This is a genomic window from SAR324 cluster bacterium, from assembly GCA_015232315.1.
GTDB lineage: Bacteria > SAR324 > SAR324 > SAR324 > NAC60-12 > JADFZZ01.
Genome location: JADFZZ010000001.1, coordinates 204,703 through 217,146 on the forward strand (window position 1 = coordinate 204,703; position 12,444 = coordinate 217,146).

At 45.0% G+C, this 12,444-nt stretch carries 12 protein-coding genes and 1 tRNA gene; 6 read left to right on the forward strand and 7 right to left on the reverse strand.

Annotated elements, in window-relative coordinates; genetic code table 11:
• Nucleotides 1–25: 25 nt before the first annotated feature.
• Nucleotides 26–2,662 carry a type VI secretion system ATPase TssH gene (tssH, locus tag HQM11_00825; protein MBF0349541.1) on the reverse strand — a complete coding sequence of 879 codons (2,637 nt, stop codon included), beginning with the start codon at nucleotides 2,660–2,662 and terminating at the stop codon, nucleotides 26–28.
• A gap of 37 nt (nucleotides 2,663–2,699) precedes the next feature.
• Nucleotides 2,700–2,798, reverse strand: a tRNA-Sec gene (locus HQM11_00830).
• Between the two features lie 365 nt (nucleotides 2,799–3,163).
• On the opposite strand from HQM11_00830, the gene HQM11_00835 reads away from it, so the two are divergent.
• The 5 genes from HQM11_00835 to HQM11_00855 all read left to right on the forward strand — a co-directional run bounded on the left by HQM11_00835 (nucleotide 3,164) and on the right by HQM11_00855 (nucleotide 7,793).
• On the forward strand, nucleotides 3,164–3,619 hold the full coding sequence (locus tag HQM11_00835; GenBank protein ID MBF0349542.1) for a purine-binding chemotaxis protein CheW: 456 nt from the start codon (nucleotides 3,164–3,166) through the stop codon (nucleotides 3,617–3,619).
• Nucleotides 3,612–4,148 carry a purine-binding chemotaxis protein CheW gene (locus tag HQM11_00840; protein ID MBF0349543.1) on the forward strand — a complete coding sequence of 179 codons (537 nt, stop codon included), beginning with the start codon at nucleotides 3,612–3,614 and terminating at the stop codon, nucleotides 4,146–4,148. The genes HQM11_00835 and HQM11_00840 overlap by 8 nt, the downstream gene beginning before the upstream one ends.
• Nucleotides 4,149–4,343: 195 nt before the next feature.
• Complete coding sequence (locus HQM11_00845) at nucleotides 4,344–6,320, forward strand: methyl-accepting chemotaxis protein (protein MBF0349544.1); 1,977 nt, start codon at nucleotides 4,344–4,346, stop codon at nucleotides 6,318–6,320.
• Nucleotides 6,321–6,523: 203 nt separating this feature from the next.
• Nucleotides 6,524–7,312 carry a protein-glutamate O-methyltransferase CheR gene (locus HQM11_00850; GenBank protein ID MBF0349545.1) on the forward strand — a complete coding sequence of 263 codons (789 nt, stop codon included), beginning with the start codon at nucleotides 6,524–6,526 and terminating at the stop codon, nucleotides 7,310–7,312.
• A gap of 7 nt (nucleotides 7,313–7,319) precedes the next feature.
• The gene (locus HQM11_00855) at nucleotides 7,320–7,793 is read left to right on the forward strand and encodes a chemotaxis protein CheD (protein MBF0349546.1); all 474 of its coding nucleotides are present in this window, start codon (nucleotides 7,320–7,322) and stop codon (nucleotides 7,791–7,793) included.
• On the opposite strand, the gene dut is transcribed toward HQM11_00855, so the two are convergent.
• Genes dut through HQM11_00880 form a run of 5 tightly spaced genes read right to left on the reverse strand, consistent with a single transcriptional unit; the run spans nucleotide 7,794 to nucleotide 10,596 of the window.
• Nucleotides 7,794–8,234, reverse strand: a complete 441-nt coding sequence (gene dut / locus HQM11_00860) for a dUTP diphosphatase (protein ID MBF0349547.1) — start codon at nucleotides 8,232–8,234, stop codon at nucleotides 7,794–7,796.
• On the reverse strand, nucleotides 8,231–8,767 hold the full coding sequence (locus HQM11_00865; GenBank protein ID MBF0349548.1) for an ATP-binding protein: 537 nt from the start codon (nucleotides 8,765–8,767) through the stop codon (nucleotides 8,231–8,233). Before HQM11_00865 ends, dut begins: the two co-directional genes overlap by 4 nt.
• Nucleotides 8,768–8,778: 11 nt before the next feature.
• Nucleotides 8,779–9,114 (reverse strand): STAS domain-containing protein, encoded by a 336-nt coding sequence (locus HQM11_00870; GenBank protein MBF0349549.1) that lies wholly within the window; start codon nucleotides 9,112–9,114, stop codon nucleotides 8,779–8,781.
• Nucleotides 9,115–9,166: 52 nt separating this feature from the next.
• Complete coding sequence (locus HQM11_00875; protein ID MBF0349550.1) at nucleotides 9,167–10,381, reverse strand: fused response regulator/phosphatase; 1,215 nt, start codon at nucleotides 10,379–10,381, stop codon at nucleotides 9,167–9,169.
• 20 nt (nucleotides 10,382–10,401) lie between these two features.
• Nucleotides 10,402–10,596 (reverse strand): hypothetical protein, encoded by a 195-nt coding sequence (locus HQM11_00880; GenBank protein MBF0349551.1) that lies wholly within the window; start codon nucleotides 10,594–10,596, stop codon nucleotides 10,402–10,404.
• A gap of 237 nt (nucleotides 10,597–10,833) precedes the next feature.
• Here HQM11_00880 and HQM11_00885 point away from each other — a divergent pair, with 237 nt between their 5' ends.
• Entirely contained in the window at nucleotides 10,834–12,444 is a 1,611-nt protein-coding gene (locus HQM11_00885; GenBank protein MBF0349552.1) for a glycerol-3-phosphate dehydrogenase/oxidase, read from the forward strand.

The window sequence follows — 12,444 nt, forward strand, 5'->3', positions numbered from 1 at the left end:
GCAGAATATGGGTTGATAAAATATTCTAGCGGATATTGTAGACAAATTCTTTTCTGTCATTGAAAGAAATAATGAGTTTTGTAAAGCCAATTTTTGAATTTTGATGTTCCAGGATCCGAATCGACATCTCAGGCAACAGGGTGTGAGTGATGATTTCATCAATTAAACGCGCACCTTTGGCGATATCTTGATTGAACGCCTGAATATAATCAATGATCTCATCATCAAATTTTAATTCGGCCTGATGATTCATTTTGAACCGTTGTTTCACCTTGGCCAGTTTGAGTTGAATGATATTCCGGAAATTGTCGCCGGATAAAGGATAGTAGGGCACTGTGACCAGACGTCCGAGAAAAGCAGGATTGAATTTCCCGAGAAGCTCCGCACGAATTTTTTCCTGGATGATGTCAATCACAGGACGTTCAACACCGCAAGCTTTGAGAATTGTCTGACTGCCGATGTTGGAGGTCAGAAAAATTATGGTGTTTCTGAAATTTATAGGAATGCCCTCACCATCTTCCATGAAGCCTTTATCAAAAACCTGATAAAAAACCTCCAAAACATCAGGATGCGCTTTTTCCACTTCATCAAGCAACACAATGCTGTAAGGATTTCGGCGAACCGCTTCTGTCAGGATTCCACCTTTGCCGTAACCGACATATCCGGGAGGTGAGCCTCTCAATGTGGAAACCGTATGCGCTTCCTGATACTCGGACATATTGATCACCACCATGTTCTGCTCGCCACCATACAGGAGGTCTGCCAGTGTGGCGGCCGTTTCAGTTTTGCCGACCCCGCTGGGTCCTGTGAGCAGAAACACTCCAATCGGTTTGTTCGGATCATCCAGTCCTGCCCGTGAAGTCTGAATGCGTTTCACAATCGTTTCCAGCGCATGATCCTGCCCGATCAGACGGGTGGCCATTGTATGTTTCAAATCCAGAATCGTTCGTGTTTCCTCAGCCAGCATTTTGCCCATGGGAATACCCGTCCATCCGGAAATTACAGAGGCTACAACCTGTTTGTCAACACACAGGGGGACCAGTGGCATTTCGCCCTGAAGAAGCACCAGTTTTTTTTCTGAAGAATCCAGTTTGTGACGCAGACTCTGATATTTTTTCTTATCGGATGCAGGTGTCTCTTCCAACTCTTTATGAAACTGGCTGATCTGGGAAACCAGTTTGAGTTCCTTCTGCCAACGATTGTTTTGTTGTTTCAGTTCTTTTTGCAGGGCATTGAGATTTTTCGCCAATTCACTGATGGGTTTTTTATGGTTTTTCCCTTTAAACTGCTCCCCTTCCAGAATTTGTTTTTTGAGTTCATATTCAGCCATCGTCCGCTGAATATCTTCAATTTGCGCCGGTGTGGCATTTTGTCCAATCGCGACTCTGGCACAGGCTGTATCAAGCACACTGATCGCCTTATCGGGCAGATGTCGTCCGGTGATGTAGCGATGTGATAAATGCACTGTATCCTGTAGCGCTTCGTCCAGGATCCGAACCTTGTGGTAATTTTCCAGGTGTGATTTCATACCTCTGAGCATGGAAATGGCGACATCCTCAGCAGGCTCGTCCACTTTGACTGGCTGGAATCTGCGGGCCAGGGCCGGGTCTTTTTCAATGTATTGTTTATATTCACTCAGGGTTGTCGCGCCAATGGTTCTCAACTCCCCTCGCGCCAACGCCGGTTTGAGCAGATTTGCCACATCTCCCACGCCTTCCGCTCCACCGGCACCAATAATGGTATGTGCTTCATCAATGAACAGAATGATGGGTTTTGTCGAATTCTTGACCTCCGCGATCAGGGACTTCATCCGTTTCTCAAACTCGCCCTGAATGCCAGCCCCGGCCTGAAGCAAACCAATATCAAGAATCCTGAGCGATATATTTCGGAGTGGTGGTGGAACATCGTCCTTGACAATGCGCAGGGCAAACCCTTCAACAACCGCGGTTTTGCCAACACCCGCCTCACCAATGAGGATGGGATTATTCTGCCGTCTTCGAGTCAGAATATCCACCAGTTGACGGATTTCTCCACTACGGCCATGAATCGGGTCAATTTTTCCTTCCTGTGCCTGCCGGGTCAAATCAATGGTGAACTGATCCAGAAATGGTGTACTGGAGTGGCCTGTTTCCTGTTCATTCTCTGTGAATGATTGGTCCTGACCATCAGCAATTTCAGGGTTTTCCAGAGAATTTCTGGTGATCTCATGCATGTTTTTTAATAGAGATTCGGGTTCCATATCCAACAGCACAGACGCGCCATTATGCAAGATCTGGCGATAAATGCGATTTTCAACCAACGCAAGCAGGATATGACTCGATCGAATGGTCCGGGTTTTGAAAGTAAGTGATGCGATCAGCCAGGCTTCCTGAAAAATTTCGATAATTTGTGACGACAATGACGGAACCCGACTGCAACCACGCTTGAATTTTTCAAGTGTCATGGCTAAATCCCCAGACAACCGTTCTGAGGACAGATGATAATATTTTACCAGATACTCGATATCAGACGTGGGTACTTCCAATAATTTCATTAAAAAATGTTCAATCTCAATGTGGTAATGCGTCTGAGCAACACATAAGCCTGCGGCCGACTCCAGCGCGTGCTGACACACCGGAGAAAGTTTGGCAATGATAACATCGAGTTCTGGTTTTATGGGCATTTGATCAACACTGTATGTTTGTGAAGAGACTGATAAATGGCGGAGACCCGTAGGAATCGAACCTACCCAACGGGGATTTAGCCCGTCACACACGGGTTTGAAGCCCGGGGGGGCCACCAGTACCCCATGAGTCTCCATGAATTGAATTTAGACGCTATCGGCGTTCCACGCCCACATGATCTGCTTACAACTACTGACAATTTGACTGGTTAAATACAAGAGAAAAAATGCTTCGCATAAAAATTTCCCAAAGGCTGACAACGTGACTATCGTTGTCAGTCGCATGAATTTTCCAACGTAGAGACAGGTTTTAAACCCGTCTCTACTGGTTATTTCTTTATGCGCTCTTAGCATTAATATGGGATAATATCAAACAAGGCTTTCCAAATTAAAAAATATTGCATATATACCACAAAAAAAGATTTGCTGAGCTTCTGTTCAGATCATCTGATGACCTGAGCGGTGCTGATTTACCCGATTTCAAAAAAGGGAGACAAGGCCATGGAACTGGTGCAGTTGGTAACATTTGAACTTGCTGATGAAATGTATGGGATTGATGTGTTCAAAGTGAACAGTGTGGCACGTTATCAGAAAATCAATCACATGCCGGACTCGGCAAACATCATTGAAGGTGTGATTGATCTGCGTGGAGACGTGATTCCTGTCGTAGATTTACATAAACGTTTTCATTTGGAACCGCCTGCCACCTACAAAAAAACCAGGATCATTATCACGGAATCCAAAGGCTATCTGTTTGGTTTTATTGTGGGAAAAGTTCATGATGTGTGCTCGTTTTCACTATCAGAATTTCGCTCGGTACCACCCGGGGTGAATCATTCCAGTGCCGAGTTCATGGTGGGAATCACACATAAGGACCAACACTTACTCACATACCTCGATATTGATCAGGTTTTGGATATTGAACAACTTCTTGGCCATCAAACCGCTCATGGATAGTACTGAATTGAAGGAACAGGTTTCCGATGCTGTTCAGCGTCGTGAATGGCTCAAGCAGATGAAAACCACACATCAGCATGAGTTCGTCCATGACACTCAAAAAGATTTTATTGATCTGATAAGCTTCCGGTTGATGAACGAAATTTATGCGATTCCGTTGATACAATTGCAGGAAATTTTAAAGGCGGTCAACATCATGCGTGTGCCCCGAAGTCATCCTCACCTCAAAGGCATTATCAACGTCAGAGGCAGTATTCTGACTGTGATTGATGTTCGAAAAAGATTAGGGATGGATCCCGGTGATATAGACGCGACAACCCGCATTGTCATTGTTTCTGAAGCCGGTCGTGCTGTCGGATTGCTTGTTGACGCAGTGCTGGAAATCCTGAGAATTGAAAAACACCAGATGGAACAACCACCTCATGGTATCCCGGATCAGAAAAGACAATTCATAGCACATATATTCAATGATCATGATCAATTCATCATCATTCCGGATCTGGGCAAACTATGTCAGTTTTCGCTATAGGAAAACCATTCATAATTTATTACGCGAGTCCGGAGTTGAAATTTATTCATTAATATCAGTACTCCTTTAGTGTCATCTCGACGTCAGGAGAGATCTTTCAACGCTCAAGGCCTTAAGATTACTCCTGGTGTCGAAATGACACAGACGCAACTCCGGATTCACCTATTTATTCAGAGGATCATCATGAAATGGAAGATGTCACTAAAAAATAAAATTTTATGGGCTTATATTTTTGCTGGATTTGGTCCGTTCATCGGTTTGGGCCTCGTCAGTTATTTCAGCGCATCCAGTTCACTGGAGATGGTTCAGCAAAGTGGTGTTCAGTCAATGATCGAGCAGACAGAGCAGCACCTGAAATTATTGAGAGACCTTCATAAAGCTCATATTCTGAGCTATTTCAAAGAAGTGGAACATGACCTGGAGTTTCTCCGTGAAACTCCAATGAACCTCATCACCTATCGGGCGTTCCTGCGAAGTTTTGAAGAACTCCATGGAACCGGACAAGGACTGCAACTTCTGGCCAGCCCAGTCTACCAATCTGTTCATCAGCAGTTCCATCCAATGTATAAATCTTTCGTTCAGCACATGAACTATGGAGATTTTTATTTCATTGACCAGCAGGGACACGTCATTTACTCAGTGAATAAACAAAAAGATTTTTCCGTCAATCTCATGACCGATGACATGACCAATCCGGCACTGAGTCGAGCGTATCGAAAAGCACTGGGTGGTCAGATGGCACTGGTTGATTCCGGTATTCCTGCCAATATTGAAAAAAGCGTTGCCGCATATATGGCTCTGCCTATGAACAACGAACAGGGCGTTCCTGAAGGGGTGTTGGCTGTGCAAATTATGGCCGATGAAATGTCCTCTGTGAACAAGGATATTTCTCTGGGAACAACGGGTAAAAGCTATCTTGTTAGCAACGATTTTACCTTGCGGTCTCATATTCAACAGATGCGGAATTCTTCCATGTCGGGCGGCGCAGACTCCAACCGCATTGAATCCGGGGCTATCCGTAAAGGTCTGGACGGGCAGGATGGGATTGAGAAACATAAAAATTATGAAGGTCTGGATGTGATCAGCGCTTACACACCTGTTCAAGTCAAGGACCTGCATTGGGTGTTGATCGTGGAAATGGATGATGCGAAAGCACATGATGCGGCACTTGAGTTGGCCCGGGTTCATGGAAATGACATTGAATGGGCCAAGCGGAAAATACTGTTCTGGATTGGCGGCGTGACAGGCGCCTCCGCGATTCTGGGATTTGCCATGTTCTGGGTTGTCATCATTTCCATATCCCGTGTGATCGCCCGCATGGATGAAACGGTAGAGCAGGTGACGACCGCAACCCAGCATCTGTCTTCAGGATCTCAGGTCCAGAGCGCTTCTGTGGAAGAAGTGGTGGCTTCTGTGGAAGAACTGATATCCTCCATTCATGACGTGGCTCGCAATGCCAGTGACGTTTCCAATGACGCCAATGAATCCGCTGAACAGGCAACCCTGGGTGGTGAGGCTGTCAAGCAGTCACTTCAGGCAATGGCACGGATCAACGAATCTTCCGAAAAAATCACGGAAATCATTGATGTGATCTCAGACATTGCGGAACAAACCAATTTACTAGCGTTGAATGCCGCCATCGAAGCCGCAAGGGCTGGCGAACATGGCAAAGGATTTGCGGTAGTGGCGGATGAAGTTCGTAAACTCGCAGAACGCAGTGCCAGAGCAACCAAAGAAATCACCCTGTTGATTCGGGAAAGCAATGGCCGCATCCAGGAAGGCACTCAATTGTCAAACAAGGTTGGGAACATGCTGGAGCTGATTGTTGAGCATGTCAGAAAAACAGCGGAAATGGTGGAACAGATTTCTGCGGCTACAGAGGAACAGGCGGCCACCTCCAATACTATCAAAAACAGCATCGAGGAAATTTCCAGCAAAGTCGAACAAAACGCTTCAGCGGCAGAACAGCTTGCGGCTTCAGCCTTGAGTATGAAGAACAGTCTTCAGGAAATCATCCGGGGTGTTTCGGAAGAAACCTCCCATGCCCATCATTTTGATCGGGAGTCTGCCACTGACGATGATCGTAATTCTGAAAAATCTGAAACAACCGCTGAAACACAGCACAAGCTCACCTTCTCCAAAAATTCAGGAGATGAATATCTCAACTGGTAACCCATAATTTGTTGCTGTAAATTTTCTGATGACGGCAACCGATTCAAGCCATCGCACTCTGTCATTCCGTGCTTGACACGGAATCCATCGGCGCACTCCTGGATCCCCGTTTTCATGGTGATGACATCGTGGCGGGCCACAGGATTTCATCACCGAATTATTTACAGCAGGCATAATTTTATAAGGGACGTTCAAAAAATAACATGGTACCTCAACTGACCAACCAGGAACTGGAGCAATTTGCTGAAATAGCCTACAAAGAACTGGGTATTATAATCTCTAACCAAAAACACGCACTGCTTCAAAACAGGCTTGGACGCAGATTGAGAGAGCTTGGACTGCGAAGCTTTCGGGAATATTATCAGTATTTACTGGCCCACAAAGCTGAAACACAGGAATTCATCGAAGCAGTCACCACCAATGAAACCTATTTTTTTCGATGTCCCAAACATTTTCACATGCTGGGACAACAAATTTTCCCCAATATCAAATCAGAACTGATCAATATCTGGAGTGCCGCCTGCTCCAATGGCTCTGAACCTTATTCACTGGCGATCGTCGCTCACGAGCGTCTGCCGGATTTTGAAAAGCGTAGTGTGAATGTGTGGGCCAGCGATATTGATCTTAAAATCCTGAAAAAAGCTGATGAAGGTGTGTATGACACTCATCTTCTACGACTGGCACGGGAAGATGTGTTGCATAAGTATTTTATCCAGATCAAACCACAACTCTATCAGGTGATTCCTGCTTTACGTGAAATGTTGCTACTGGGACAGCACAATCTCCAGCATCGTTTCAACAAGGCCAAAATGGATGTTATTTTTTGTCGTAATGTTCTGATCTATTTTGACAATCAGAGCAAGCAGACGGTTTTTCAAAATTTGATAGAAGCTCTCAAGCCAGGTGGTTATCTTTTTCTCGGAGAATCAGAAATTATTCCTGATTTACCTGGAATGCACCGGATTGACGCTTCTGTCGCGGTAAAGAAATAAGAAGATTATGCCCAAAGTTGTTCGAGTCGCGATCGCAGGTGTGGATACCGCTCAAAATGGGGATCTGCTTTCTACTGTGGTGGGATCATGTATCGCCATCATGCTTTATGACAAAAAGACCCGTATTGGTGGCATGGCTCATATTATGCTGGGATATTCGGATGGAAAAACGGATACTCCCGGAAAATACGCTGACACCGCAGTGCCGCATTTAATCCAACTCATGGAGCAGTCAGGCGCTCAGGCATACCGGTTGAAAGGTGCGAAAGTGGCTGGAGGAGGTGAAATGTTTGATCATTTCAGTCCTGAATTGAATGTCTCAAAGCTTAACATTAAAGCGGTTTATGACATATTGGCCAGACATGGAATCAAAATCATCGCTGAAGATCTGGGAGGGAAAACCGGAAGGCGTGTGACGCTTGATACTGAAACAGGAAAAGTCCAGGTGGACGTGCATGGAGAACAAACCAAAACTTTATAATCAGGCACCCGTACTGCCAAAGCCTCCGTCATTCCTTGCCGTCGATGACAGATCTGTGACATCTTCAATCATACAAGGTTCAAGCTTCCTCACCAACAATTGCGCAATCCGGGTATTGATTAGCTTTTGCGCCGCCTGGACTGGATCACCAGTACCCACATAACGTAAAGGAACCATGATGATTCCACGATAATCGGGATCAATCACCCCCACACTGTTGGCCATGATAAAATCTGTTTTGGTGATACTGGACCTTGGCACAACCTCAATGTAATACCCTTCCGAAATTTCCACTGAAATTCCTGTATTGAAAAAGAACACACGATCGCGACGAGGTTCAACACCTACGGCGACAATATCAATTCCGGCATCTGTTGAATGGGCTTTGGCTGGTAGGGCCAACTCCGGAGAGTGGCGTTTGATTTTAAGGATTGCGGTCATTGGTTTGCGGCCTTTGCTTCAGCATGGACAACCAACGTCACCTGATTGCCTTTTTCATTATAGATCAATTCATTGACAAACTGCTTTTTTGTGAGAACAATACCGCGTCTGGAAATAGCCAGTGCGTTGGACACGAGGTCCTGTTTCACCAGTTGAGGTTTGAATCCGGGACCTTCATCGGTGATACAAACACGTATCTCCCGCCTGGAAAATTTGAGTTCAACTTGAATGATCCGGCTTTCATACGGAGTTTGTTTCGATCTATCTTCAAAAAACTCCCAGTAGGTGTCTTCTTCCAGCATTTTTTCTTTGAGATCCCCGTCAATCTCAAGATTTCCATGTTCAGAGGCATTGATCAGCATTTCGATCAATCCCATCTGCAAATGATTGAGCTGGAGTTCAGTATAACCACCCTGCTCACGACACACGGAAACAATGGCCTCAGCACTATTTTCCAGCACAGAAAGTGTGTTGGGCAGATGAATCGCTATTGAAAAACTATCAATAAATTGGTCAGAAATATCTAAATGCATAAGCTTTGCTGTTATATTTGCGAGACCGCATCATCCATTGAGGGAAATATCTGTAGAAAATCATCCAGATGGGTTGATGTGATGATTTCCGCGACAATTCTCTGGCAATCACACAACGCAAATTTTCCGCCCCGTTTGAGAATGGTTTTGGCGCTGGCGACCAGAAAGCCAATTCCTGACGAATCCATCAGATTCACGTTTTTCATATCAATGATAATTTTGGTAATTGCCACATCTTCCACAGCGGGTTTGATATCCGTTTTAGCCACTTTGACACCTGTCAAAGCCAGATTTCCATTGAGGTGAAAAATTACAGCACCATTTTTTTCTTCACGAGAAATTTCCATAAATATTAGTCCTTTCCAGAATTTATCAGCTCTGACCTAGACACCATGTCTGTCATATATTTCCAAGATATTCAAAAGCGATAACTGTCACATCGTCATCGTATGTTCCAAAAGTGAATTCATCCAGTGTCCTGACCAGATTTTTCACAAGGGTTTGCAGTGGTAATTCACGGTTCTGCGCTAAAAATGCGCATAGACGTTCTTCACCGAACAGGTTATCTTCGCCATCTTTGGCTTCATTCACACCGTCAGTATAAAGAAATCCCCTGTCACCTTTTTTCATGGTATAACGTTCTTCGGTATAAGAAATCCAGTCATTTGGAAACAATCCGAGAAGCTTTCCCTTGAGGTTTAACAAAACGGGAGGCTGGCCATCCGCCGGGATAATGATCAGTGACGGATGTCCGGCATTGGCCGTTGATAATTCTCCTTTGCTGTTGATGCGGGCACAGATTGCGGAAATAAAACGGTCATCAGGCATTTCTTCTTCAAACGTCTGATTCACATGCTTGAAAACATCTTCAATGTTGGGACTGTCAATGCTTTGATCCAGTAGCATTTTTGCCATAATCGTCGAAAGTGCCGCGGCTACACCATGACCTGTGCCATCTCCCACAAACATATTATAATAACCGTTATGCCCTTCCTTCAGATAATAAATGTCACCTGAAACATGAGATTGAGGATTGTATTGAACGACAATATCCAGAAAAGTCGGCGGCTTGTAACTGGTAATCAGTTTTTTCTGAACATCCTCAGCCATTTGCAGATCTTCTTCCATCTCCAGTTTCTGGCCCTTGATGGTGCTGTAAGACGCACTGAGCGCCTCTTCCGCCATATTGCGCGCCATGATTTCCAGTCGAAGATCCTGCATGCTGCGATGACGTTCCAGATAGCCCATGGTCCGGGCTTTCAGTTCCTGCATGATAAAAGGCTTGGTCACATAATCCGTCGCACCCAGTTCAAAGGCCTGAATCTTGGAATTGTTATCCGTGATGCCTGTCAAAAATAATACGGGAACGGACGTATTACCCAGAGTTGTGCGTAGTTCCCTGATGAACATGAGTCCATCCATCACAGGCATTTCCATATCTGTAATGATCAGGTCTATTTCTTCTTTTTTGGCTATTCGCAAGCCTTCCTGTCCATTGGACGCTTCGAGAAAAGTGAAGACACAGGGAAGCGGTTGAAAGGCCTGTTTGATCACCATTCTGACAAATTGGCTGTCATCAATGATCAGCAGGCAATAGTGCGGCTGTTCGGGCATAAATGAGGGATCCAATGGTGTTATTCACGAATAAGAAATTCTATGTATTTAATCACTCTGTTTTCACCCTCACCTTCATATTCAGTGTGGATGCCACGGATTTTATTGCTGCTTGAATATTCCCGAATCAGAGTTTTCACCATGGGATCATCTGCAAGAAATTTGCGTCTGACCAGTTTGGATGGTGGTGAAGATGTTTTTTTTTCTACCGGCATGATGTTTCACCTTAGATTTAAATCCCTGCAATAAATTCTTGTATGAAAGAGCCTTAGCAACTGTAAACAATATTCTTTCCCCATTCAGGTAGCTTGACAATCGCAACAGCATATCGTTTTTATGCTTAACTTCTCTATATATTTTTGTCAAATACTGTTTTGAGATCCTTTGTGGAAAAGCAATGTCTTTGAAAAAAACAAATTATTGAAATTAATAAAAATGGATTTTATGAGGGGATTATGAAACTGAGAAAAACCAATATCGAACGCTTGAAAAATGAGTCCTTTGATGTGCTGATCATTGGCGGCGGAATCAATGGTGCTGTCTCCGCGGCATCTCTGTCTGGCAAAGGCGCAAAAGTCGCGCTGATTGACCGTGTTGATTTTGCCGGATTCACCAGCATGCAGTCCTCAAATCTGGCATGGGGTGGCATCAAATATCTGGAAACGTATGAATTCGGACTGGTTCGCAAACTCTGCATGTCACGGAACCATTTGATGCGCAGTTATCCCTCCACAGTCCAGGAAATCCGGTTTTTTACGACACTGGCCAAAGGCTTCCGATACCCTCCATGGTTTCTGTTCTGCGGAACACTGTTCTATTGGCTCATGGGGAATTTTTTCACCAAACCACCACGCTATCTGACACCTTCCATCATTAATAAAGAAGAACCTGTGGTCAACACGGACAACAGCAATGGCGGAATGGAATATTCAGACGCGTACCTGCATGACAATGATGCCCGGTTTGTATTTAACTTCATTCGAGGTGCCTTGAATTATGGCTGTGCCGCGGCCAATTATGTGGAGTCACTGGGAGCATCACAGAATCAGGGTTTATGGAAAACAAAAGTGCGTGACACGGTTTCCGGAGAAGAATTCACCATCACTTCCAAAGCGTTGATCAATTGCTGTGGTCCCTTTGTGGATGAACACAACCAGATCACCGGTCAGAAAACAGAACATCACCATGCGTTTTCCAAAGGCATCCATCTGATCGTAGATCGTATTACTCCCAACAAAAGAGTACTGACTTTCTTTGCGGATGACGGACGACTGTTCTTTGTAATCCCGATGGGCCCCAAAACATCGATTGGGACAACCGACACCAAAGTACAATCTCCAAATACCGAAGTGACTGCGGAAGATCGGAAATTTGTGCTGGATAATATCAACAAACGCCTCAAACTGGAAAAGCCGATCACGGAATCCGATGTGATCGCTGAACGTTGCGGAGTCCGTCCGCTGGTGGTGTCTGGTAATACTTCAGGAAATCAGGACTGGTTTCAGCTTTCCCGCAAACACGTTGTCGAAGCCAACGTCAAGGATCGTCACATCAGTATCTTTGGCGGAAAACTGACTGATTGTCTGAATGTGGGCGAAGAGGTTTTTCATGAAGTTCGAAAATTTGGCGTGGAATTTCCGTTCCCCGATAAAAAATGGTATGGTGAGCCACCTGATGCGGTGAAAGAAGAATTTTTTCATCAGGCCAGACTGATGAATCTGGATGCGAGGACCCCGGCGACCTCTTCCGAAAAACTCACATCCAGATTATGGAGACGTTATGGTGCTCATGCACTCGGGATGTTGGAAAGTATCCGACGTGAACCTGAAATGGCAGAACTGCTGATTGAAAATTCGGAATATCTGCGGTGTGAAGTCGAAGAAGCCGCGCAACGGGAGATGATCACCAAACTGGATGATTTTCTCCGACGTCGTTCAAAAATCACTCAGGTCGTTCCTCATGACGTCGTGCGTGATTCCGCAGGCTTGAAAGACGCTTGTGTCATATTTTTCGGTGATCAGGCTGAAGAACGTTACCAGGAATATTTCAGGGAACATCAGTGA